Source organism: Rhizobium sp. Root1204 (assembly GCF_001424965.1).
GTDB lineage: Bacteria > Pseudomonadota > Alphaproteobacteria > Rhizobiales > Rhizobiaceae > Pararhizobium.
In genome coordinates this window covers 151,001-175,502 of sequence record NZ_LMCZ01000034.1, presented here as the reverse complement: position 1 = coordinate 175,502, position 24,502 = coordinate 151,001, and the positions used below count along the sequence as shown (strand labels likewise).

Annotated in this window: 22 protein-coding genes; 2 read left to right on the top strand and 20 right to left on the bottom strand. The window is 58.5% G+C overall.

Annotation, left to right across the window (positions count from 1 at the left end):
* Positions 1 to 106: 106 nt before the first annotated feature.
* From ASC96_RS21995 to ASC96_RS21985, 3 genes are all read right to left on the bottom strand, one after another.
* Positions 107 to 952: a PopZ family protein gene (locus ASC96_RS21995; RefSeq protein WP_060505624.1), complete on the bottom strand. Its 846-nt coding sequence runs from the start codon at positions 950 to 952 to the stop codon at positions 107 to 109.
* Positions 953 to 1,170: 218 nt separating this feature from the next.
* Positions 1,171 to 2,502 carry a TolC family outer membrane protein gene (locus ASC96_RS21990; RefSeq protein ID WP_060505230.1) on the bottom strand — a complete coding sequence of 444 codons (1,332 nt, stop codon included), beginning with the start codon at positions 2,500 to 2,502 and terminating at the stop codon, positions 1,171 to 1,173.
* A 308-nt stretch (positions 2,503 to 2,810) separates the two neighbouring features.
* Positions 2,811 to 3,476, bottom strand: coding sequence for a protein-L-isoaspartate O-methyltransferase (locus ASC96_RS21985; protein ID WP_060505229.1), 666 nt, complete (start codon positions 3,474 to 3,476; stop codon positions 2,811 to 2,813).
* Between the two features lie 36 nt (positions 3,477 to 3,512).
* Between ASC96_RS21985 and ASC96_RS21980 the strand changes: the two genes are divergently transcribed.
* A complete protein-coding gene (locus ASC96_RS21980; RefSeq protein ID WP_244482255.1) occupies positions 3,513 to 4,337 on the top strand; it encodes an acyloxyacyl hydrolase in 825 nt (274 codons plus the stop codon).
* Between the two features lie 14 nt (positions 4,338 to 4,351).
* Here ASC96_RS21980 and exbD read toward each other — a convergent pair whose 3' ends face one another.
* The 3 genes from exbD to ASC96_RS21965 all read right to left on the bottom strand — a co-directional run bounded on the left by exbD (position 4,352) and on the right by ASC96_RS21965 (position 8,513).
* Positions 4,352 to 4,777, bottom strand: coding sequence for a TonB system transport protein ExbD (gene exbD, locus ASC96_RS21975; RefSeq protein ID WP_060505228.1), 426 nt, complete (start codon positions 4,775 to 4,777; stop codon positions 4,352 to 4,354).
* Positions 4,778 to 4,781: 4 nt separating this feature from the next.
* The gene (exbB, locus tag ASC96_RS21970; protein WP_060505227.1) at positions 4,782 to 5,789 is read right to left on the bottom strand and encodes a tonB-system energizer ExbB; all 1,008 of its coding nucleotides are present in this window, start codon (positions 5,787 to 5,789) and stop codon (positions 4,782 to 4,784) included.
* 225 nt (positions 5,790 to 6,014) lie between these two features.
* Complete coding sequence (locus ASC96_RS21965) at positions 6,015 to 8,513, bottom strand: ComEC/Rec2 family competence protein (RefSeq protein ID WP_244482253.1); 2,499 nt, start codon at positions 8,511 to 8,513, stop codon at positions 6,015 to 6,017.
* Positions 8,514 to 8,825: 312 nt separating this feature from the next.
* Here ASC96_RS21965 and gltA point away from each other — a divergent pair, with 312 nt between their 5' ends.
* Positions 8,826 to 10,115, top strand: a complete 1,290-nt coding sequence (gene gltA / locus ASC96_RS21960) for a citrate synthase (protein ID WP_060505225.1) — start codon at positions 8,826 to 8,828, stop codon at positions 10,113 to 10,115.
* A gap of 30 nt (positions 10,116 to 10,145) precedes the next feature.
* Here gltA and lpxB read toward each other — a convergent pair whose 3' ends face one another.
* From lpxB to ASC96_RS21890, 14 genes are all read right to left on the bottom strand, one after another.
* Entirely contained in the window at positions 10,146 to 11,321 is a 1,176-nt protein-coding gene (gene lpxB / locus ASC96_RS21955; protein WP_060505224.1) for a lipid-A-disaccharide synthase, read from the bottom strand.
* Complete coding sequence (locus tag ASC96_RS21950) at positions 11,318 to 12,199, bottom strand: LpxI family protein (protein WP_060505223.1); 882 nt, start codon at positions 12,197 to 12,199, stop codon at positions 11,318 to 11,320. The genes lpxB and ASC96_RS21950 overlap by 4 nt, the downstream gene beginning before the upstream one ends.
* 5 nt (positions 12,200 to 12,204) lie before the next feature.
* Positions 12,205 to 13,023, bottom strand: coding sequence for an acyl-ACP--UDP-N-acetylglucosamine O-acyltransferase (gene lpxA / locus ASC96_RS21945; protein WP_060505222.1), 819 nt, complete (start codon positions 13,021 to 13,023; stop codon positions 12,205 to 12,207).
* Positions 13,020 to 13,487 (bottom strand): 3-hydroxyacyl-ACP dehydratase FabZ, encoded by a 468-nt coding sequence (gene fabZ / locus ASC96_RS21940; RefSeq protein ID WP_060505221.1) that lies wholly within the window; start codon positions 13,485 to 13,487, stop codon positions 13,020 to 13,022. Before fabZ ends, lpxA begins: the two co-directional genes overlap by 4 nt.
* Entirely contained in the window at positions 13,480 to 14,547 is a 1,068-nt protein-coding gene (gene lpxD, locus ASC96_RS21935) for a UDP-3-O-(3-hydroxymyristoyl)glucosamine N-acyltransferase (protein WP_060505220.1), read from the bottom strand. Before lpxD ends, fabZ begins: the two co-directional genes overlap by 8 nt.
* 48 nt (positions 14,548 to 14,595) lie before the next feature.
* Positions 14,596 to 16,929 carry an outer membrane protein assembly factor BamA gene (gene bamA / locus ASC96_RS21930; protein ID WP_060505219.1) on the bottom strand — a complete coding sequence of 778 codons (2,334 nt, stop codon included), beginning with the start codon at positions 16,927 to 16,929 and terminating at the stop codon, positions 14,596 to 14,598.
* 247 nt (positions 16,930 to 17,176) lie between these two features.
* Positions 17,177 to 18,310, bottom strand: a complete 1,134-nt coding sequence (gene rseP, locus ASC96_RS21925; protein WP_060505218.1) for an RIP metalloprotease RseP — start codon at positions 18,308 to 18,310, stop codon at positions 17,177 to 17,179.
* A gap of 28 nt (positions 18,311 to 18,338) precedes the next feature.
* Positions 18,339 to 19,172 (bottom strand): phosphatidate cytidylyltransferase, encoded by an 834-nt coding sequence (locus tag ASC96_RS21920; RefSeq protein WP_060505217.1) that lies wholly within the window; start codon positions 19,170 to 19,172, stop codon positions 18,339 to 18,341.
* Positions 19,172 to 19,915 (bottom strand): isoprenyl transferase, encoded by a 744-nt coding sequence (locus ASC96_RS21915; protein ID WP_060505216.1) that lies wholly within the window; start codon positions 19,913 to 19,915, stop codon positions 19,172 to 19,174. The genes ASC96_RS21920 and ASC96_RS21915 overlap by 1 nt, the downstream gene beginning before the upstream one ends.
* A 37-nt stretch (positions 19,916 to 19,952) precedes the next feature.
* On the bottom strand, positions 19,953 to 20,513 hold the full coding sequence (gene frr, locus ASC96_RS21910; RefSeq protein ID WP_060505215.1) for a ribosome recycling factor: 561 nt from the start codon (positions 20,511 to 20,513) through the stop codon (positions 19,953 to 19,955).
* A 51-nt stretch (positions 20,514 to 20,564) separates the two neighbouring features.
* Complete coding sequence (gene pyrH / locus ASC96_RS21905; RefSeq protein ID WP_060505214.1) at positions 20,565 to 21,287, bottom strand: UMP kinase; 723 nt, start codon at positions 21,285 to 21,287, stop codon at positions 20,565 to 20,567.
* 189 nt (positions 21,288 to 21,476) lie between these two features.
* Positions 21,477 to 22,403, bottom strand: a complete 927-nt coding sequence (gene tsf, locus ASC96_RS21900; RefSeq protein ID WP_060505622.1) for a translation elongation factor Ts — start codon at positions 22,401 to 22,403, stop codon at positions 21,477 to 21,479.
* 256 nt (positions 22,404 to 22,659) lie between these two features.
* On the bottom strand, positions 22,660 to 23,427 hold the full coding sequence (gene rpsB / locus ASC96_RS21895; RefSeq protein ID WP_037100951.1) for a 30S ribosomal protein S2: 768 nt from the start codon (positions 23,425 to 23,427) through the stop codon (positions 22,660 to 22,662).
* 194 nt (positions 23,428 to 23,621) lie between these two features.
* Complete coding sequence (locus tag ASC96_RS21890; protein ID WP_060505213.1) at positions 23,622 to 24,449, bottom strand: cell envelope integrity EipB family protein; 828 nt, start codon at positions 24,447 to 24,449, stop codon at positions 23,622 to 23,624.
* Positions 24,450 to 24,502 lie beyond the last annotated feature (53 nt).

Genomic DNA, 24,502 nt, shown 5'->3' with positions numbered 1-24,502 from the left:
TGATATCGATGGTTTGTAAATCGGAACGGGGCATTGCTGTCAACAATAACAGCAAAAAAGCCGCCAGTGTGATTGCTGGCGGCTTTGAAAGAAAGAAATGCGTGGTCTAGCGCCTCGGGCCCCGCGCAACACGCTCGATTTCCTCCCGCACCAGCCGCTCGACCAGCGTTGGCAGATTGTCATCCAGCCATTCCTGCAGCATCGGACGCAGCATATCTTCGGCAATCTCGTCAAAGGAACGCCGCGCGCCACTATCAACGGCCAGCGCCAGATCGCCAAAAGAACGCGCGACCTGTTCGCCGACGGCAGGCGAAACAATCGCGGCCACGTCTTTTTCCGTCACGATGGACAATGGCTGGCGCTGTTCAGGCGCCAGTTCGAGAGGAGCAGCGGCAGGCTCGACCACTTGAGGAGCAACAACCGGCGGAACAAGGGAAATCGCTGCAGCCATTGCTGCGTCCTGCTTGATCTCTGTATTCAAAGGTAAGGGCGATGGCGCCATACGCGATGTGACTGTCGGGTTATCGGATTTGGTGCGGGTGGCGGCAGGCTGATTTTCCGGATCGCGCAACGGCGCCGAATGCCGTTCGGACGCAGCACGAACACGCGCAGCAACATCGGCAAGAGACATCGGCGGCGGCGATACGGCAGGTTTTACGCTGACACTCTCCGTATCTCGCAACTGCGGTTCCCGCACCGGCGGCTCCACAGCTATGAAATTCTTCTGTTCTTCGGCTTCGAATTCCTTTGCAAGAACCTCATCGTCGATCGTCAGGTGAATGTCTTCACCAGCATCGTCCTCGTCATAGCCGCGAAACGCATTGTCAGAAGCAGGACCGAGATCATTGGCGGGAAAGCCGGGAATGCCGGGCTCGTTGCTTTCGATGATCTTTCGAATGGAAGCCAGAATTTCGTCCATCGAAGGTTCACGCGCTACATTGGGCTGTGCCATCATTATCCCCGTTTCTGCGGTCGCGCTCGATCGGAACATTACCGCCAGTCATTGGCGCGGACTGTATGCGAGTTCGGCGCCGAACAAAACGTTGCGAATCATCTACTGGGAATCTTGCACAGATTTGTTGGCGGCGTCACCTACCCCCAATCCCACGGCAGAAGCGCTCGCGGGGGGTACCAGGCAACACGCGATAAAATAGGGATGAGCGCTGGCGGTCAGCGGCCGTCGACGGTCCGCAATCCGAACCATTTGTCCTTGACGGCCTCATAGTGTTCCTCGGCACGGTATTCGACCACCTGCAGGCCCTGGCTCTGGATTGTCAGCCGCCCCATAGCCGCGAGCAACGAGTAGCTGGCAACGACGGCGTTGCGTTGCGATGCCACGAGGCTTTCTTCAGCGACCAATACGCTCTGCTGGGCATCAAGTACGTCGAGCGTCGTGCGCTGACCAACCTTGCGCTCCTCGATGACGCCCGCCAATGCCTGGTTTGCGGCGCTCACCTGGGATTTGTTGGCCACTGTTGTCGCAAGCGCCGCTTCAAACTGGGCATGCGCCGTGATGATGGTCTGCTGAACTTCGGCACGAGCGGTATCGACCATGATGCGTTGCTGCCCAAGACGTTCCTTGGCCTGGCGAATCTGGCCATATTCGGCGCCACCCTGATAAAGTGGAACTTCAAGCCGGGCGGTAATGGAGGCGTTCGCAGTGTCGCTGTTGCGGTCGCGGTCGGTGGTGTTGCGCGACGCTGAGCCTTGGATCACGACGCCCGGTAGCATCGTTCCCTCTGCTGATTTGACCCTGAAACCGGCAGAATCGACATTGTACTGCGCAGCGGCGATCGTCGGATGATCGCGCAAACCGGCCGCAACAGCCTGATCCAGGCTTTTCGGCAGTGCTTTGGATGCAGGCGCTGGCTGCTTGATGCCCTTTGGGGCATCGCCGACGATCTGGACATAGACGGCCTCGCTCTGCTTCAGTTGCGAAACGGCATTGACGAGAATTGCCTGGGCTCCCGCCAGTTCCGCCTCGGCCTGACTGACGTCGGTACGCGTCCCCTCGCCGACATCCAGACGCGACTTCGCGGCGCTCAACTGTTCCTTGAGAAAGGCAAGGTTCCGCTTGCGGATCGATACGACGCGCTGATCACGGGCGATATTGGCATAGGATTGCGCTGCCGCCAGAAGGATGGAGATTTCATTCGCCTTCAGCGTCTCACGGCTTGAAAATACGTTCGCCTCGGCAGCCCTGACATTATTCAGGGTCTGAAAGCCGTCGAAAATTTGTTGAGTGATGGTGATACCGGCAGATCCGGTGGTGTAATCTTCGGCGAGCATCGGCGTACCTCGCCGAAACAGGCTCTCCGTGCCCAACCGTGTCGCTGAACCGGTAACGGTAGCCGAAATCTGCGGCCGGTAGCCGGACTTGGCGATCGGCACACCTTCGTCGGTAGCACGAAGCCCGGCGCGCGCCGCATTCAGTTCCGGATTATTCTGGTAAGCCTTTGCCATCGCATCGGAAATAGTTTCAGCGAAGACAGCATGCGGCATAAGCCACAAGGCGGATGAAAGGGCGGCCGCCGCAGCTGTTTTACGAAGAAACGACACTAAACTCACTCCAAAACAAAGGCCGGTAGGGCGCGCAAATTGCGAAAACGTGGCGCTCCGGCGCCGCCGGATGTGATTGTCACGTCTTGTCCCGTTCCGATATCGAGGAAAAATGGTCAAAATGTCGCCGCGTGCGAATACCTACATATTATTTTAAGCTAATATTCAATCGCGTGAATGCCGCTCTGCCAGATTACAGTTCGGCCATTCACGCGCCAACAAGCGGGCGCCTAATCGTCGAATGAGACGTATTAAAATACAAATTCGCGCGCCAGGCGGAAGCCCGGTAGCGGCTTGACGGCGGTATTGAACGCCAGGCGCTCCGATGTCCTGCCGTTTTCACGTAGGAAAAGCTGGGCTCTCGATGCATTGCCAAGTCCAACCACGGCAACAAGGCGGCCACCGTCGTTCAACTGGGACAACAGCGAATCCGGCACCGTCTCGACAGCGCCGTGAACAAAGATCACGTCATACGGTGCGCCTGCGGCATGGCCCTTTTCAAGATCCCCAGTAATGACCGAGACATTCGCGTGCCCAAGGCGGCCCAATGTTGCGGTTGCCTCCGCCGCAAGAGCGGCATCGCTTTCAAGTGCTACGACCGAGGCCGCAAGCTCCGACAGAATTGCCGAGGCGTAGCCGGTGCCGCAGCCAATCTCCAGAACCTTGTCATCCTTGGAAATTGCCGCCAGCTGAAGAAGCTTTGCCAGAGGCGACGGTTCCATCAGGTAACGCCGCTCGCCTTCAGCACTTGCAGCCAGTTCAATATCGCTGTCGATATAGGCAAGAGGCTTCAGTGCGGCAGGCACGAATTCTTCCCTCGGGACCGATAGGAATGCCGCGAGAACGGCGTGCGACGTCACATCCGTCGTGCGGATCTGGTTGTCGACCATCTTGATGCGTGCTGCTTCGAAATTCATCTTGCCTGCCTTCGTAAATCCGGATCGTCTTCCGGCGTGTGCGCGCTTTTGGCTTGCGCAGATAAAACAAACCGGTGGCGCTTCAGCCGGCCGGGCATGGCCAAGCTCATAAATCCGCGCATCTGCCGTTTCAAGCTATGGAATGCAGTTCTTGCAAAAAAGCAAGCTTCACAAAAGCCGGTCAACATATTCTACCCTTTCCGGAAGCAGGAAATCCGGGCAAATTTGCATTACCGCATATACAGCGAATCACCGGGACTGGAGATTTTGAAAGTGGCAGTACGTCTCAAACAGCCAAACAGCTCAACTTTCCGGCTCCTCCTTCTATCGTCGGGTTTGCTTCTTTCCCTCTCAAGCTTGAACAACGCGATTGCAGCCGAACAGATTTTCGACGAACTGCGGTTCGGCACCAGCGCATCCATCAGCGGCAGCAATTCACACGAGTCGGGCATCGTTCCATCGGCCACCCTCTTCTTCGATCCCCTGTCGAGCGGCACGGCGGCAACGTGGCAGCAAACCATTCTGGAACCACGGATTTATCTGGGTGCTTCGGTGGGCACGGGTGACGGGGTGGATCAGATTTTCGGCGGCTTCAGCTGGACCGCCGATATCACAAGCCGCCTCTTCGTTGAACTTGGGCTTGGCGGAACCGTTCACAACGGTAAACTGGATGGCGGCGGCGGCAAGGGACCGGACCTCGGTTGCCGCCTGCTGTTTCGCGAACAGATCGCACTCGGTTATCGCGTAACGGACAATTGGCAGATGCTTGCGACAGCCGACCATTCGTCGCACGCCAATCTCTGCGATGGGCCGAACGACGGTCTCAGCCACGCCGGCCTTGCCATCGGCTACAAGTTCTAAGCGGACTGCCAGCGTCAGCCGGCAGGCGCTGCTTCCAGACCGACCAATCCGATTTTGGTATAACCGGCCCGTTGAATGAGGTTCATGACTGTCATCAGCTCGCCGTAGTCGACGGCCTTATCGGCACGCAGAAGAATGCGTGTCTCCATGTTGCCCTCGGTCATGCCGTTGAGTTCGGCAACAAAACCGTCACGACCGACCTCATTGTTCCCAAGGGCCAGCGAGAGGTCCGCCTTGAGGGTCACGAAGACCGGCTTGTCTTCACGCTTTACCGGCGCTGCCGCCGATTGCGGCAGATCGACCTTCATGTCGACAGTGGCAAGCGGTGCCGCCACCATGAAGATGATCAGGAGAACGAGCATGACGTCGATGAAGGGCGTGACGTTGATTTCGCTGTTTTCTTCGAGGTCACCGCCACCTTCGCTGATTTTGCTGGCCATGATCTTATCCGATCCGCGCTATGGCGGCCTCCGAATGCACATGGCTTTCGGGCTTGCGCGGCGCCAAGCGGCGTGCCTGCCGGAAATCGAGATCGCGGCTGACGAGGCGTTCAACCGCAGCCGAAGCATCGGCCAGGATCAGGCGGTAGCCGCCGATCGAGCGGGCGAAATAATTGTAGATCATGACGGCGGGAATAGCTGCAACCAGACCGATAGCCGTTGCCAGCAGCGCTTCAGCGATGCCCGGCGCGACGATCGCAAGGTTTGTCGTCTGCGCCTTGCTGATGCCGATGAACGAATTCATGATGCCCCAGACAGTCCCGAAAAGACCGACGAACGGCGAGATCGAGCCGATCGTCGCGAGAATACCGGTACCGCTGGCAATCCGCTTGCCGGCACCCGCCTCGATACGGGAGAGCTGCGATGCCACGCGCTCCTTGACCCCTTGCGTCGAGACAATGTCGAGTACCGCCTCTGATTTCGACAGTTCGTCATTGGCGGCCGAGATCATCTCCGCAGCCGGCCCTTTTTTCACCGTCAGCGCCTCACGCATGTCCCGCAGCACAACGGCATCGGACAAGGCCCTTACTGCGCGCCGTGCATTCCGCTTGGCGGCAGCAAGTTCGAAGGACTTGACGAGCAGAATGGCCCAGGTTGCGACCGATGCCAGAGCCAATGCCGTCATGACAGCTTTGACGACCATGTCGGCGGCCATAAACATGCCGAACGGCGACAGATCGTGCGGCAACACCGGGTTTGGCAACGTTGCCTGCGCGTCAACGGCTGCGGCGTCATTGGCTGGAGCCGACTGCTCGTTCACCGGCGCTGCGGGGGTTCCTTCATTCGTGGGCGTAACCGGCGCTGCGTCAGCTTGCGGCGTCACCTGAGCCGGCTGCTGTGTTTCATTGACGGCCGCAGCCGGGGTTTCCTGCGCGCGAAGCGCTCCGGCATTCGAGAACGCCAGCAGCACGGCCGCCAGCATCATCCATTTCGGCATTGCACGGTTCGGCATGACCTATCCTACCTCGTCATCGCCCGCCAATCCTTGGGAGGATAAGACGGCGGGAACACGTAAACACATCATTTGACGCCCGGCGCCGAACGCGCCTGCATCAATCGCGGCTTCATATGACATACTATGGCGGAAAGACAAGTATTTGTGGAGTGCTTTAATCAAGAATAAATGATCATTCGAGAATTCCACTTTTCTCGCGCATGCCGGACGGATTTGAACAGGTCAGTCATTCATCCCCCGCGCATCGAACAGGCCGGTGCGCCAATCATAGGTCCGGTGTTGCGCCCAGGGACGTTGCAATTGTTCCTGCGCAAAAACGACCCGCATCCCGGCATGGCCGGCCACGCCGTCCACTGTGCGGTTCTCGACGCCATAAATCTCGACTGCGCCGGTGCGGCGCAAACTCTGGCCGCTGAGCAACACCGCACCCGACCGGCAGTTACGAAAACGCAGCATGACCGGCGTCACAATGATATCGGCCTCTTCGCAGGCGACACCGATGAAACGCGCATCATCGACAGTGACGATGCGCCAACCGTGCTGCGCCGTTGCCGCGCACCATTGCGTTGGGGCGCAAGCGAAACGGTCAGGCGCTGCCTCAGCCAAAAGCCTGCGGATGACAATACGCGCCGCGTCCTTATCGATGGGCGGCTTTGATTTTCGTGCCTCCGGGGCTTCTTCGACGTCTGATCCTGCTTCAACGGCATCCCTGATCACCAGTTCAGGCCGTTGCTGTGGCTTTTGATGCTCCTGCAGGCGTAAAGCGCGCTGCCACTGGGAAAACACGAAATCGGGCGGCTTTGCCCTGTTGCTCGCAGCCTCCGCCTCCTTGATCATGGCAACCAGACGGCCATCCTCGGCGACCACCATATCCGGTCGCGCAACAGCGCTCATCGATGCCGCCATGAGGCCGGCTGCGATGACAACGAGACCAGAAGCCGCCAGCCATGTCCGGAACAGGCAGGCCAGGACACCACCGGCGGCGATCAGCGTGAAGGCGTGATCAGGAATGCGGCCCGTTGTCACTTCCCCGTCCCATGAGGAGACCATGCGCGCGATGGAGATCATCCAGTCGAGCCCCTGCCCCATGACCAGCAACGGGTAACGGTCGAGACCAAGGGGCATCAACAGCATGGCCAACAGACCGAAGGGCATGACGAAAATACTGATGATCGGCATGGCCAGAATGTTGCCGATCAAACCATAGGTGGCCAGCCGGTGGAAATGGCCGGCGGAGTAAATCATCGTCGACAGGCCGCCGATCAGCGAACTGAGCAGCAGACCGGCAAAGAAACCGCCAGCGGCCTTCAAAGGACCAATCGCGCGGCTTGTTGGAAGAATATCGCGGCTAGGCCGGTCCCGCCAATGCGCATAGCCCGCGACCAGAGCCAGCGTTGCAGCAAAGGACATCTGAAAACCCGGCCCCGTCACGGCAGACGGTGTGACGATCAGGATAATCAAAGCCGACAAAGCCACATTGCGCAGGCTGATCGACGGCCGGTCGAAGAAAACGGCAATAAGCATGATGGAGATCATGATCCAGGACCGGACCGCCGAAACGGCGCCTCCCGAGATCAGGATGTATGCGAATACCATAATGAGTGCGCCGGCAGCGGCGAATTTCTTGATCGGAAAACGGTGTGCCAGCCCAGGAACAAGGCTGAGCAGCGTGCGTGCACCGACCAGGAAGGTTCCGGCGGCCAGAACCATGTTCAGGCCGGAGATCGCCAGCACATGCGCAAGCCCTGCCTCGCGCAGCGCCTCGATCGTCGGCCGGCCGATAGCGCGTTCTTCGGCGGTAACCAACGCGGCCGCTATGGCCCCGGCGTCGCCTCCGATGGTGCCGCGAATACGCGCGCCAATCGCCTCGCGCCAGCGGGCGATTGTTTCCCCCATTTCAGCACGCCAAGCGGCAACCCTGCTTCTGGCTACGTCTTCCACGGCTGATACCGCCTGCGGTTTTCCGTAGAAATAGCCGACAGCACCGATACCCCTGAAATAGCTGTCGAAGGCAAAATCATTGAGACCGGGAAGCGCGGCCCCTGATGGCGGCGATAACCGCGCCCTGCCCTCGATACCCTCACCAATCCCCACAGGCGTTTCGCGGCTGCGGGATAACAGCGTGACCTTGGCTGGCGGGCGCTTCAATTCCGGCTCCGAGGTCCGGCTGACTGCGACAGTATATCGCCAGTAGCCCCGATCCGTGGTTTCCCGCGCTGTGACGGTGCCAATAACCCGTGTGGTGACTGGTGTGTCAAGCACCACCGTATCAAGGCGCGCCGTCTCCAACGCAGCAAGCCCCATGCCTGCAGTCGATAAAGCGACAATCAGCATGCCCGTGGGCAATAGGCCTGAACGGTACCGAAGTGCGAAAGCCGCCATGCCGAAAACGCAGATCAGCAGTGCAAGTTTGAGATGGCCCGGCGTATAAGGGAGCCAAAACCAGACAAGCGCGCCTAGCCCCAGAAAGACCGGAACAAACAAAAAGGAATGCCCGAAGGCCTGTTCCTCTGCCACAGCCTTTTGGAAAGCGGCATACCAGCGGATGGTTCGTAGCCGCTTGAATGCCGCTGAGCGGCCCGTAAGGTAACCTGACCAAGCCCGGTTTTCCAGTTCTTTCCCCACAGCGACGGGGATATGCGGAGCACTCGCAAGGACGCGGTTAAACGCATCGTCAGACCGCGCGCGTGACGCCACTCCTGGCTGCTGCCCCTCTTTCATGGATGTTGTTCCAACCGTCCACGCCCGGCTGCATTCTGCAACCTGAAAGAACGGAATGCAACCGACGAGATTGATGCACAAAAAAGATGCAAAACCATTCTGCACCTGGAAGCTTGGTCAGTTTGCGGACAATTATGTCATTGGACATATGGCTCGAACGTGTAATTATTGCGTCGCCATATGCCTATTTTTGCATCGCACAATTTGCCTTTCGTTCAACTTGGCAGCCGTGATTAAATCGGATAGCACATGGTCGGCGTTAATATCTGCGGCATAATTGTGTGCCAATTTGCTGCAAACGGAGGATCCCCCATGACAGGAAAAAGCGCAGTCGTAACCGTGGACAACAAAACGGTGGAATTGCCGGTACGATCAGGGTCGATCGGTCCGGATGTGGTCGATATCGGTACGCTCTACAAGCAGACCGGCCAGTTCACCTACGATCCCGGCTTCACATCGACCGCATCATGCGAATCCAAGATCACCTATATCGATGGCGATCAGGGTATCCTCTTGCATCGCGGTTATCCGATTGAACAGCTCGCAGAGCACGGCGACTTTCTTGAAGTCTGCTACCTGCTGCTCTACGGCGAACTGCCGACGGCAGCGCAGAAAAAGGACTTCGACTATCGCGTCACGCACCACACGATGGTGCACGAGCAGATGTCGCGCTTCTTCACCGGTTTCCGCCGTGATGCCCACCCGATGGCTGTTATGTGCGGCTGTGTCGGCGCACTGTCGGCCTTCTATCACGACTCGACCGACATCACCGATCCGCACCAGCGCATGGTTGCAAGCCTGCGCATGATCGCCAAGATGCCGACGCTCGCAGCCATGGCCTACAAATACCATATCGGCCAGCCCTTCGTTTATCCGAAGAATGACCTCGATTACGCATCGAACTTCCTGCGCATGTGCTTTGCCGTTCCTTGCGAGGAATATACGGTCAATCCGGTGCTTTCGCGCGCCATGGACCGCATCTTCATCCTGCATGCAGATCATGAGCAGAACGCCTCGACCTCGACCGTTCGCCTCGCCGGCTCGTCGGGTGCCAACCCGTTCGCCTGTATCGCTGCGGGCATTGCCTGCCTTTGGGGTCCGGCTCACGGCGGCGCCAACGAAGCAGCCCTCAACATGCTGTCGGAAATCGGCTCGGTCGATCGCATTCCGGAATTCGTCGCCCGCGCCAAGGACAAGAACGATCCGTTCCGCCTGATGGGCTTTGGCCACCGCGTTTACAAGAACTACGACCCGCGCGCCAAGATCATGCAGAAGACGACGCATGAAGTGCTGGCCGAACTCGGCCACAAGGACGATCCGCTGCTCGAAGTCGCGATGGAACTGGAGCGCATCGCGCTGACCGACAGCTACTTCATCGAGAAGAAGCTCTATCCGAACATCGACTTCTATTCCGGCATCACGCTGAAGGCGCTCGGCTTCCCCACGACCATGTTCACAGTGCTCTTCGCACTCGCCCGTACGGTCGGCTGGATCGCACAGTGGAATGAAATGATCGAGGATCCGGAACAGCGCATCGGCCGTCCGCGCCAGCTCTACATCGGCGAACCGGAACGCGATTACGTCCCGGTTTCCAAGCGCTAAGCTGCGGAAATAACGATTGAAAAAGCCCGGTCAGAAATGACCGGGCTTTTTTGCATTGAGAACATCGAGAACGACACCAGCGGCTGCCTCGCCAGGCGGTTGCTCTGTCGCCATGCGTTGCCAGACGGTGTTGTATCCCGCGAGCATGGCTTGGCGTTCCGGCGTGTCGCCTGTCAGGCGCTCCATCCAACGCGAAAGCGCACCGGCCCGAATGGCTTCGTTCAAATATTCCGGCACGATGGGGTAATCTGCCACCAGATTGGGAATGGCCGCCGTCCAGATCTTGATGCGCTTGTGCATCAGGCGAATGATCCAGTCGGCCTTGTAGGTCGATACGACCGGGATCCCGGCCAGCGCAAGCTCCAGGATCACCGTACCCGAAGCTGCAACCGCAGCATCGGCTTCAGCGAAAGCCTGCCATTTGGCGGCGGCTCCGACCGTGATGTCCGGCTGGACCGGCCAGGACGCCGTTATCTGGCGCACGAGGCTTTCTTGGCGCGGAACTGTGGGGAGCAGGAACCGCATATCTGGATGCCGGGTGCGCAATTCCTCGGCTGTCTCGCCAAACGCCGGCAGGAGGCGGCTGATTTCGCTGCCCCGAGACCCCGGCAGAAGCAGGCATGTCTTTGCCTCCGGGCTGCCACGCTTCTCCGCCTGCCGCGTCCGCACGGCAAGCACATTGACGTCGCTAGCCAGCCGGTGTCCGACATAGGTCGTCGGCGGTCCGCCAAGGCGCTGCATGACGTCTGGTTCGAATGGCAGCACCGCCAGCACGTGATCGACATAGGGCCGCATGTTGACAGCCCGCTCCGGCTTCCACGCCCAGACACTTGGGCAAACATAATTGACAATAGGCAGACCGGGCATGGATTTGCGAACGATCCGCGCGACACGATGCGTAAAATCCGGGCTATCGATGATGACGAGAATATCGGGTTTGGCGGCAATGATCGCCCTGGCCGTCTGGCGAATCCGCAGGATCAGTTTCGGCAGCCGGGCGAGAACCTGGGAAATCCCCATGATCGACAGCTCGGAATAGTCGAACAGCGACCTTAATCCCTCTGCCTCAAGTCCCTCACCACCAACGCCCACCAGGGAGAGCTCGCCCTTCACCAGCGGCCGCAGCGCCTTGACGAGATCAGCGCCAAGCAGATCGCCGGACACTTCTCCAGCAATAACCGCAAGTTTGAGCTTGTTTTCGCTCATTGCCCACCTCGCAAGAGGGCGCGGTCCACACCAGTGACGAAAAGGCCGGTTTCATTGGCAAGCGCAATCATTTCTTCCCGATCAAGGACCAGCGCCCGGCCCGCTTCGACGGCAATACCAGCGAGTCCGGCGGCCTGTGCGCCCTTGATTGTCGATGGCCCGACAGAGGGAAGGTCGGCGCGCAAATCCTGCTGCGGCTTGCAAAGCTTGACCAGCACACCACGGCGGCGGCTGGAAATGCGTCCGTCGGCTTTCAACCGCGCCACCCGTTCCAGCATCGCGTCTGTGCCCTCCGGCCCCTCAAGCGCCACGACGCGCCCGCCAACGGCAACAGCGCCCTGCCCGACGTCGAGATGGCCGAGCGCGATGGCTGCGGCTTCCGCAATCTCGATATCCACCTGATCCTCGACACCTGGCGCGCGGGCGCTCAACGTGCCGACTTCGGCCAGAAGTTCCGGCACAATCTCCTGCACGCCGATAACCCGGGCGCCATTGGTCTCGATCAGTTCGATCGCCATTTTCAAAACGGCATCGTCGCCACCGGATAAAAGCGTGCGCAGAACACTCGGTATTTTCACGAGGCTTTTCAGCGTCGGCTTGATATCGCGCCAATCCGGCCGGCGGTGCACAGCGCCCGACATGACCACACGGCCAATGCCGGCATCGCGAAAGGTGCCGCTGATAGCCTTGAAATTGCCGATCCCGAGCGTCGTGTGATCGAAGGACGACCAGTCCCGGTCCGACTCGTTGGCAAGTGCGATGATGAAAGGGTTTTCGCCGTGGGTCCGTGCGGCTTCAGCGACATGCAGCGGCAGCAAGCCGCTACCGGCGATGATTGCCAGCCGGTCTTTGATCTCTGGCCGGCTGTGCATGCTCATTTGCCTCAGCCCTTGCTGCCCCGTGTCGGAGACGACAGCGCCCGATCGCTCTCGGCTGCAATAAAATCGAGAATCTCAAGCGCCGGCGGGCAATCCGCATAGTCAGCGCGAATTGCAGCCGCATTGGCGCGAATCGATTCCGGGCCTTCGAAAATCTGCTTGTAGGCACGGCGCACGGCGTGAATGACCGGCTTCTCGATGCCGGAACGGCTCATACCGACAACATTCAGACCGCCAAGCAGGCCGGGATTGCCATTGAGCATGCCATAAGGAATGACATCGTAGGCAACGGCCGAAAGCCCGCCGATGAAGGCATGGCGGCCGATACGGGTAAACTGATGCACCGCCGAGCCGCCGCCGAGAATGGCGCGGTCACCGACAGTGACGTGCCCGGCGAGCATGACATTGTTGGACAGGATGATGTTGTTGCCGAGACGGCAATCGTGGGCAACGTGAGAATAGGCAAGGAACAGATTGTTGTCGCCAACGATGGTGGCGCCGCCATATTCGACGGTGCCGGTGTTCATTGTCACGCCTTCGCGAATGGTGCAATTCTCACCAATCAGCAATGTCGTATCGACGGCGCTGTGATGCACGCTCTGCGAATCGCCGCCGATCACCGCCGACGGGAAAATCTTAGAACCTTTGCCGACCGTCGTGCGCCCGAGAACGACGACGTGGCTGATCAGTTCGACATTCTCTGCGAGCGTCACCTTCGGGCCAACGTGACAGAACGGTCCGACAACAACATTGTCACCGATCACCGCTCCGTCTTCGATGACCGAGAGCGGATGAATCTTCGCAGTGGAGGCAATCATGTTCAGGCGTCTTCCTTGCTGATAATCATCGCGCCGATATCAGCTTCTGCGACAAGTTGCCCGTCAACTTTTGCATCACAATGAAATTTCCAGATATTGCCGCGCTGCTTCTGCTTGACGACATGGAACTCGACGCGGTCCCCCGGAATGACCGGCTTGCGGAAACGCGCGTTGTCGATGGTCATGAAATAGACGAGGTTGCTGCCCTCGCCATTCTTGCGTGCGCAGATCGCGCCGGCAGTTTGCGCCATACCTTCGATCAGCAGAACGCCCGGCATGATCGGCTGCTCCGGAAAATGCCCGGTAAAGTGCGGCTCGTTTGCGGTGACGTTCTTGATGCCGATCGCCGAATTGTCGCCATCAATCTCGATGATCTTGTCGACCAGCAGGAACGGATAACGGTGCGGAAGAAGCTTCAAGATTTCCTTGATGTCAGCCGTACCAAGAACGGTGGTTGCAGCTTCACTCATCTTTGCCTCCTGATTTTTTTTGCCTGTTGTGCGCCCGTGCCGTTATCTCTGCAATTTCACGCAGGAAATCACGCATCGGACGCGCTGGAATGCCACCATAGCGCTCTCCGGCCGGGACATCCGATGCGACACCGCTCATGGCGCCGATCTGAGCCCTGTCACCGATGGTGATATGTCCATTGATCGCGGCAGCGCCGCCGATCAAAACGCCGTCGCCAATGCGCGTGCTGCCAGCAATACCGACCTGTGCGGCGATGCCGCAATGACGGCCAACGCGAACATTGTGGCCGAGCTGGACGAGATTATCGATCTTGGTGCCCTCGCCGACCACCGTATCGTCCATCGCGCCACGGTCGATCGTCGTATTGGCGCCAATCTCAACCCTGTCTTGCAGGATGACGCGGCCAATCTGGACGATTTTGATCATGCCCCCCTTTGGTCCCGGCGCGTTGCCGAAACCGTCCTGGCCGATCCGGGCGCCGGGATGAATGATAACCTCGTTGCCGACAAGCGAATACATCACGCTTGCCCCAGCCGAAATCGTGCAGTCCCGGCCGATACGGACGCCTGGTCCGATAACGGCGCCGGCAGCGATCCGCGTGCCTGTGCCGATATGCGCACCAGCGCCAACGACGGCGGTCGCCTCGATATCGACATTGTCTTCGATCTGCGCAGTCGGATCGACAAAAGCAGCGGGAGATATTCCGCCCAGCCCCAACAGGTTCTGTTCAGGCCGCACGGCCTGCGGATGCAGAATTGCACCGGCAACCGCAAAAGCGGTGTGAGGGTGTCGTGTCAGGAGAACCGGAATATGCGGCGGGACAATTGCGGCTATCGTAGCATCGCAGATGATAGCGCCGGCTTTTGATGTTTCAAACTCGTCGCGAAAGCGTCGCTGCAGCATGTAGCAGACATCGGACTCACCGGCCCGATAGGTCGGCGCTACAGACCGGACAAGCCGGTCGCCCAACTCGGGCGACTGTAGCACCGCACCGATCTGATCCGCCAGATCGCTCAGGCGGATCCCATCATGTGGTGGGAAGAACCAATTGTTTTCCATGGCCAACACTCCAGAACAGTTTTGGCAGGCAGTTCTGGACTGCAAGGATCAGAAGGACGACGAAATACCGAACTTGAGGTTCTGTACGCGGTCGAAATCTTCCTTGGCGATCGGGAACGCATAGTCGACGCGCAACGGACCAAAGGGCGATGCCCAGATCAGACCCAGACCGACAGATGCACGCAGCGAACTGTTGGTACCCTTGATCTGATCGTCAGCCGTCGTATCGACTTCGTTGCCATACAGTGTACCTGCATCTGCAAAGATTGCGCCGCGGAAACCGGCATCACGCGACACGAATGGCAGCGGGAACGTGGCTTCGGCAGAAGCTGTGAAGTAGGTCGTGCCGCCGATGGAGTCGCCGTACTTGCCGCTACGTGGGCCGATGCCGTTACGCTCGAAACCACGAATATCGTTCTGGCCCAACTGGAATTGGTCGAAGACTTCCATCTTGCCACCGGTGTTGAACACGTGGCCCGCGCTACCAGCAAGCGATGCGATGATATCGGCATCGTCGTTCACGGTATAGTACCACTTGGCCTTACCGGTCAGCTTGTAGAAATCGGAAGTACCACCAAGACCGGCATATTCCTGCGTTGCCGAAGCGAGAATGCCTTCGTGCGGCAAGTTCGCGTCATCAAGCGAATTATAGGTCAGCGTCTGCGAGATCGACGAACGTGTCCAAGGCGAGCCTCTGACCACACGGTCATACGGGCTCGACAGATCGGCTGTATCGCCGCTGTAGTCCATCTGCGTCAGGTTGTAACGGAATGTCGTCGATACACGCTCGGTGATCGGCGCCGTTACACGCAGGCTGAAGCCCTCGTCTTCATAGCTATAGTTGTCGTCATCATAGTCGTTTTCGTTCTTGAAGATATCGAAGCCAGCGGCCAAGCGATAACCAAGGAAATAGGGCTCGGTGAACGAAACGTTATAGGTACGGCTGTCTTCGCCACGGCCTGCAGCAAGACGGATGTACTGGCCACGGCCAAGGAAGTTCTTTTCCTCGATCGAAGCTTCCAGCAGGAAGCCGCCGCCGCTACCGGCCGAATAGCCGGCACCGATACCGAACGAACCGGTCGACTGGTCCTGCACATCAACGATGACGACGACGCGATCGGAAGCGCTACCAGGCTGGGTCGAGATATTGACGGTGGAGAAGTAACCAAGTGCATCCAGGCGGCGCTTGGCCGTCGTGATCATTTCCTGGTTGAACGCATCGCCTTCACTCATGTCGAATTCGCGACGGATAACGTAATCACGCGTGCGCGTGTTGCCACGGATTTCGATGCGCTCGATATAGGCGCGCTCGCCCTGGTCAACAAGATAGTCAACAGCGATCGTACGGTTGCCAAAATCGCGGTTACCACGTGGCGTTACGCGAGCAAACGGATAGCCCTGCGATGCAACGCGCTTGGAAATCGCGGAAATGCTGTCCTGAACGTCCTTTGCCTTGTAGATTTTCCCTTCCGAGGTCCGTACGAGCCCCTTCAGTTCTTCGGCATTGACGCCCTCAACGGTCGATTCAACATTAACCGTTCCGAAGTCGTAGCGCTCGCCTTCTTCGACAGTGATCGTTACCGTGTATTCGTTGGTGGCTTCATCCAGCACCGCATCCGAGGACACGACACGGAAATCGGCATAACCGCGGTTGTAATAGAACTGGCGCAGCAGCTCTTCGTCAGCGCGCAGCTTGTCGGCGTTATAAACGTCCTTGCGGTTCAGGAAGGAGAAGATTCCCGATTCCTTCGTCGAGATCACAGCCTCAAGACGGCCGTTGCTATAGGCATTGTTGCCGACAAAATTGATCGCAGTGATCTTGGTGCGATCGCCTTCATTGATAACAAAAGCCAGATTGACGCGGCCTTCCGCGATCGGAACCACCTGCGTTGTCACAGTCACATCTTCGCGGCCGATTCCAGCATAGGCATCCTTGATGGCCTGAATATCGGATTCGGCAGTCGCCTCGCTGTACGGACCGAGCGAACGCGTGCGAACGACCGCCTGCAGCTTGTCGTCCTTGATCTTGCGGTTACCGTTGAAGACAACCTGGTTGACCAGCTGGTTCTCGCTCACGGTGACGACGAGCGTGCCACCGGAGACATTGATGCTAACATCAGAGAAATAGCCTGTGGAATAAAGACGCTTTACGGAAGAATCGATGTCGCCATTGCTGAAGCTTTTGCCGGGAACGATCGTGATGTTTGCACGGACCGTCTCAGGGCTGACGCGGGTAGCGCCGCGCACTTCGACACGGTTGATCGTTGCAGCTTCAGCGACAGTCGCACTTGCAAGCGTTACGATGCCAGAGCCTGTTGCGACCATACTTGCAGACAGCGCAACCGCCGACACCGCGTTCAAAAATCTTGAACCAGCTTTCATAAATCTTACCTTCTTCCAAATGCCCCGCAGCGAACTCGTACCGACTCCGGTCAGGTTGCCGTTTTAACCGCTTTTCCTATACAAGCAAGCCAGCTCGTTAATTTCTGTTTACTTCAATTGAAACCGTGTCCTAACGGCCACTACACAATTGCTTTATCGTAAACAAACCCTTTCAACCAACCCGTTGAAGTCTAAACGAAGCCGGTTCACTCTCCTGCGCCTGCATGTCCGCCGCAGGCCTGTAATATCAGCCTAAAAGCGAACTTATGTCGTTCCATGTGGCAAACACCATCAGCATCAACACCATGGCAAAACCGATCCGGAAAGCGACATCCTGTGTACGCGGCCCCACCGGTTTGCCCCGAAGGGCCTCAACCGCATAAAACATCAGATGCCCGCCATCAAGTACGGGAACCGGCATTAGGTTAAGAAGTCCAATGGAAACTGACAGAACCGCCGCCAGCTGTAAAACGGCGGCGATACCGATCGTCGCCATCTGGCCGGAGGCCTGGGCAACCCGGATCGGACCACCCAGCTGATCCGCTTTCATACGGCCGGTCACGAGATTGGCAAGATAATTGAACGTACCGGTGACGATATGCCAGCTTTCGACGGCACCCTGCCCCACGGCCTCGAGCGGACCAAACGTTTCCAGACGGAAATTGCCGGTTTCCTGATTCGTCACGATACCGATAATGCCGAGTTCCATCTTGTTGCCGAACTGATCCGTGATTTCGGTGCGCTCAGGCACCATAGGCAGATCCAGCAATTCGCCCTTGCGCTTGATCTGGATGGTGATCGGCGTTTCCGGACGGATACTGACATACCGACGCACATCATCGAAGGTGGTGACGTGCGCACCGTCGATGGCCACAAGCAGATCGCCCGGCAATACACCTGCCTTGGCGGCGGCACTGTTTTCCTTGACCTCGGCAACGACCGGATCCGCAACCGGCTTGCCATAGACCGTAAACAGCACGGCGAAGATAGCGATCGCGAGGATGAAATTGGCAATAGGCCCGGCAGCCACCGTGGCCGCCCGCTTCCAGACCTTTGCGCCCAGGAAGGTCCGGTCACGATCCTCGGCCGAATATTGTTCAAGCCGGCTGTAATCAGGAACGCTCGCAGCATCCTCGTCGCCGAAGAATTTCACATAGCCACCGAGCGGGACGGCGCAGAACTTCCAGCGTGTTCCATGCTTGTCGGTATAACCGAACAATTCCGGGCCAAAGCCGACTGAAAAGGCGAGGATGCGGATGCCGGACCAGCGGCCGACGAGATAGTGTCCCATCTCATGCACGAAGACGAGCAGCGTCAGCACCAGCAGGAACGGCACGATGTAGCCGGCAATCAGTTGAAGCGTATCGGCCAGGTAAGCCATAAGGTCCTCGATCAGCTATGCGGGCGTTTTACGGCGCCAAAAGGATTGCCCCCAGGGGCACATTCTGTCCACCGGTGGACATGACTTGCACCAAAGCAATCAAAAGCGCGGCAAAACAGGCAAAAACAAGTCCATCGACGCGGTCCATAACGCCGCCATGCCCGGGAATGAGCTTGCTCGAATCCTTCACTCCGAACCGGCGCTTGATGTAGGATTCGAACAGATCGCCGATCTGGCTGGACACCGAGAGCGCCAGCGCCAGAAGCGGAATACGCACATCGTTCAGTGGAAAATAACTCATGAACACTGCGACGCCGGCGATTACCCCACAGATGGTACCGCCGATTGCGCCAGACCATGTTTTTCCGGGCGAGATGCGCGGTGCGAGCTTCGGCCCGCCGATCGCCCTGCCGGTGAAATAGGCTAGGATATCGGTTGCCCAGACCACGGCGAAGATGAAGATCATGGCGATCAGCCCGATATCGCTCTCGCCACGTATGGCCGAGAGCGAAATGCCCGTCAGGCCGGCATAGACGATACCACCCGGCAGCCACCAGGTGCCGCCCCGCAAAAACACCCAGAGGGCTGCGACGGCCGCAAACCCGGCCAGCACGAGCAGAGTGACATGAGCGCCATCAAACAGAATGAGCCCGGAAATCACCGCCTGTGACAACCAGCCGAAAGCGTTGCCCTGGAAATCACGTTCGGCAAGCCGGGTGATCGTCGACCATTCATAATAGACAAGCACTGCAATCGCCACGGCGAGAAGCTCGAACACGGTTCCACCGGCCCAGGTCGCACCGAGGGTGACTATGGCAAGAATGATACCGGAGATGATGCGCAGTCGCAGTTCGCTCTGCATCAGGAACCAACCGCAAGCGTCGGCTGCGACAGACCACCAAACCGGCGCTCCCGTCCGGCATAGGTTTTCAGCGCATTGAGGAAGACTTCGCGGTTGAAGTCTGGCCAAAGCTCGGGAACAAACAACAATTCGGAATAGGCGGCCTGCCAGAGCAGGAAATTGGACAGCCGCTCCTCGCCACTGGTACGCAGGACAAGATCAGGGTCAGGAATGCCGGCCGTATCGAGCTTGCTGGCTATGCGCTCCGGCGTGATCTGATCGGCCGTCAATCGCCCCTGGGCGACATCAACCGCCAAAGCCTGCACGGCGCGGGTCATTTCATCGCGGGAGCCGTAGTTGAAGGCGATAACCAGTGTGATACCCGTATTGTTGCGCGTCGTATCCTCTGCCTCCAGAAGCAGAGGCAGGATATCGCCGCGGAGATTGTTCCTGTCGCCGATCACCCGGATGCGAACATTCTGCTTATGCAGGTCCGCCAGGTCGCGCCGGATGAAGGCTTTGAGCAGCCCCATCAAATCGGAGACTTCCGCCTCAGGCCTGCTCCAGTTTTCCGATGAAAAAGCAAAGAGCGTCAGGTAACGGATGCCGGCCTCGCCCGCAGTACGAACGGCCTCACGCACCGATTCAACGCCCTTGCGATGCCCCATCGTTCGCGGCAGCCCGCGCGAATTGGCCCAGCGTCCGTTGCCATCCATGATGATGGCAACGTGCGTGGGAACATTTCTAAGCAATGGGTTTGACATCGGTGACCCGAAAAACAGAGACTCGGAAAAAGACAGACTAGACCTGCATGATTTCCTTTTCCTTATCGCCGAGCAAGCGGTCGATGTCGGAAATCATCTCATCTGTCATTTTCTGGACCTTTTCGGACTGGCTGCGGCTGACATCCTGACCGATATCGCCATCCTTTTCGGCTTTTTTCAGACTATCCATACCATCGCGGCGCACGTTGCGCACGGCGACCTTGGCTTTTTCGCTATAGTCATGCGCAACCTTTACCAGCGACTTGCGGCGCTCTTCGTTCAGTTCCGGCAGCGGAATGCGCAGGTTCTGGCCATCAACGATCGGGTTGAGGCCGAGATTCGATTCCCGGATGGCGCGATCGACAGCATTGACCATCGACTTGTCCCAGATGGAAACACCGAGCATACGGGCTTCCGGAACCGTAATATTGGCAACCTGGTTCAGCGGCACGCGTGAACCATAGGCTTCCACCATGACCGGATCGAGCACGTTGGCCGATGCGCGTCCCGTGCGCAGCGATGCGATATCGCTCTTGAACGCGGTGATGGCGCCATCCATGCGGCGCTTCAGGTCACTCAGGTCAATACCTTCACTCATGGATCAAACTCCCGTTTTATCGCGACAGTCTTACGACCGCCCTTTAACTGCTCAATTGTCTGTAACGATGGTCGCCCGGCCGCCGCCGGTCAAGATTTCCGCAAACCCGCCCTTCTCGTGGATCGAGAAGACGATGATCGGGATGCTGTTTTCGCGCGCCAGCGCCACGGCTGCAACGTCCATGACCGCGAGCCCCTTTTGCAGGACTTCGCTGTGTGTCAGGCGATCGAAGCGGGTGGCCGTCGGATCCTTCTTCGGATCGGCGGTGTAAATGCCGTCAACCTGCGTGCCCTTGAAGATCGCTTCTGCACCCATTTCCGCAGCGCGCAGTGCGGCTGCCGAATCGGTGGTGAAGAAGGGATTGCCGGTGCCGCCTGCAAAGATCACCACACGTCCCTGAGACAGGTGAAACAGCGTGGCGCGCTGCGAGAAGCTTTCACAGATTTCCGGCATGGCGATAGCCGATAGAACAACAGTATCGACGTCGAGTTTGCGCAGGGAGGTCGCCAGCGCCAGCGCGTTGATGATGGTCGCCAGCATGCCCATGTGATCGCCGGTCACCCGATCGCCGCCCTTGGAGGCAACCGCAACACCGCGAAAGATGTTCCCGCCGCCGACGACGACCCCGACTTCGACGCCCATGGCGCGAGCTTCGGCAATGTCGGAGGCAATCCGGTCAGCGACCGCGACATCAATCCCGAACCCCTGGTTGCCCATCAGCGCTTCGCCCGAGGCCTTCAACAGCACACGTTTGTAGAGAGGTTCGGCCGGCATCGTCACTCCTGTCCAAGAAGGCACATATGCAAGATATGTGCTTAAACTGATCTGTTCATCCCTGCGCGGCCGATATCATCCGGATATTCCCCGAAGGAGCCTGCGCCAATGTGATGATGATGCCGGATACACGAAGGGCACCGCGTTGTCACGCGATGCCCTTTTGTTTTCCCAATCAGGATGAAGAAATCAGCCCTTGGCGACAGCCGCAACTTCGGCTGCGAAGTCGGATTCTTCCTTTTCGACGCCTTCGCCGAGAAGCAGGCGGGCCATGCCGACAACTTCGATCGGGGCACCAACGGTCTTTTCAGCTTCCTTGACGGCAGCTTCGACGGTCAGGTCGGGGTTCATGACGAAAGCCTGCGACAGAAGTGCGACTTCTTCGAAGAACTTGCGCATGCGACCTTCGACCATCTTTTCGATGATCGCTTCCGGCTTGCCGGATTCGCGGGCCTGCTCGATGAAGATGTTGCGTTCGCGTTCTGCAACAGAAGCGTCAACTTCCGTCGAACGGATGGCCAGTGGGTTGGTCGCTGCAATGTGCATGGCAACCTGGCGACCGATGGCGTTCAGGGCATCCTTGTCGCCGGTCGACTTCAGCGCGACGAGAACGCCGAGCTTGCCGAGGCCGTCAGCAACGGAATTGTGGATGTAGGTGGCAACAACACCGTCTTCGACCGACAGCAGGGCCGAACGGCGCAGAGCCATGTTCTCGCCGATCGTTGCGATCGCGTCGGTGATGCTCTCAGCGACCGACTTGCCGGTTGCCGGATAGGTCGTTGCGCTGATGGTTTCGACGGTACCGTCCGTGCCGACTGCAACAGCTGCAACGCCACGAACCAGATCCTGGAAGGCATCGTTACGAGCAACGAAGTCGGTTTCGGAGTTCAGCTCGATAACAACAGCCTTGGTGCCGCTGCTGGCGATGCCGACGAGGCCTTCAGCTGCTGCGCGGCCCGACTTCTTGTCGGCCTTGGCGATGCCCTTGGCGCGCAGCCAGTCGATCGCGGCTTCCATGTCGCCATTGGTTTCGCCGAGGGCCTTCTTGCAATCCATCATGCCTGCGCCGGTCTTTTCGCGCAGTTCCTTCACCATTGCTGCAGTAATAGTGCTCATCTTTTTTGCCTCTTCGTTTTGTTCGGCTGGTGCGCTGCCAGAAAGCCGGCGCGATACCAGGAGGATGTGGCAGGGCATGACCCCTGAATGTGACATCGTGATGAAAGGGTCCATCACGGTGGTAGGCATCGTGACAACCAGTGCCTCATGGGCCGGTTCGATGCAAAAGAACAAGGCCGTTCACTTTTTCAGTCGTAAACGGCCTCGTCCTGATCTTGTCTAAAGGAGCGGCGGTGTTATCCGCCGTCCCGCCTTATCAGGCTTCAGCGGCTTCTTCGAGAGCCGGCTCAAGCGGCAGATCGGAAGAGGCGCCGAGGTCGCGGCCCGACGAGCTCTGCTGACGGGCGATGCCGTCGAGGGCTGCACGCGAGATCAGATCGCAATAGAGCGAGATCGCACGCGAAGCGTCGTCGTTGCCGGGGATCGGGAAGTCGATACGGTCCGGGTCGCAGTTCGAATCGATGATCGCAACAACCGGGATGCCGAGACGCTTTGCTTCGTCGATAGCAATCGATTCCTTGTTGGTGTCGATGATGAACATCAGGTCCGGAACGCCGCCCATATCGCGGATACCGCCCAGTGCGCGGTTCAGCTTTTCGCGTTCGCGCTCAAGGTTCAGGCGTTCCTTCTTGGAATAGCCCGAGCCTTCCGAAGCGAGGATTTCGTCGAGCTTGCGCAGGCGCTGGATCGAGTTCGAAATCGTCTTCCAGTTGGTCATCATGCCGCCGAGCCAGCGGGCATTGACGTAGTACTGGGCCGAACGCTTGGCAGCGTCGGCGATGATTTCGGATGCCTGGCGCTTGGTGCCGACGAACAGAACGCGGCCACCCTTGGCAACCGTGTCGCTGACAACCTGCAGCGCGCGCGACAGCAACGGAACGGTCTGTGCGAGGTCGATGATGTGAACGTTCGAACGATCGCCGAAGATGTACGGCTTCATTTTCGGGTTCCAGCGGTGAGTCTGGTGACCGAAGTGAACGCCAGCTTCCAGAAGCTGACGCATGCTAAAATCAGGCAATGCCATGCCTTTTCTCCTTTTCCGGTTGAACCTCCGCAAGGCAAACAGCACTTTCTTCGAAAGCGCCACCGGGTGGAACTGCCCGGATTTCTCCCGGACGGTCCCAAACCTTACGTGTGGAATGCGGTGCCCTTACCCCTTGGCGCCCGATAAATCAAGGGCAAACGAAGAAAATAGCAGCAGCGGGCGGCCGTTCTGACCTACTTGCACTTTTCCTGCTTGAAGATTTCCAGATCGGCGAGCTTGCCCGACAGGACGAAATCGCCGTAATCCATGGTCAGGTCACGGGTGATACCGTTTTCATAGAGTTTGAACTCCATGCGGTAGATCGGCAGCGCGTCACCGGTCGCGTTGTCGTTGAAATAGGAAATGGTCACCGGCCAATAGGGCTTTCCCGCCACGGCCACTGCCTTATCAGCGTCGGCATCACCAGCCGTTGCCTTCTGCGGCTTGCCGATCATGGTGGTGGTGATCAGCGTCTTGTCGCCAGCATCGGAGCCGTCGAAGATACGCGATTCAAACAGCGTCTCGCCCTTCTTTGCCCGGTCGATGACATCGAGCATGTGCTCAGTCGGAAACAGGCCCTGGGCAAGATCGACCTTACGCTTGTCGGGCGAGGTCAGGTCGACGGTCAGCCCTTGCTTGGCCTCATGGGCAGAGCCGCGCACTTCCTTGTCGAGCTTCTCGTCGGTGAACGAGCGCGTCAAGAAGCGGAAGTTTCCGTTTTTCAGGTCCTCGTAAGTGGTCGTCTGCTGGTCCGTCAGCTTGACCTCTTCACCCGTATCCACCTTGGTGACAAACCGGAAACTGACGGTATAGCCCTCGCAGGCCGAGCCATTGAATTCATAGACCATGCGGCCGTACATTCCGGAAATTCCGGAGCGCTCCGATGCGTCCTTGAGTTCCAGATCGTAGACAGCGCGGTGAGGCACCAGGATGTTGGCTGACGCAGCGGAAGCGCCGCCGACCGTCATACCCGATAAACACGCCCATGCCAGGATGGCAGAGGCAAAGCTTGAACGAAACATCCGTTTCCTCCTGTTGGATTCGCTGCCGATGCTATAAGAACACATCAGGCAAA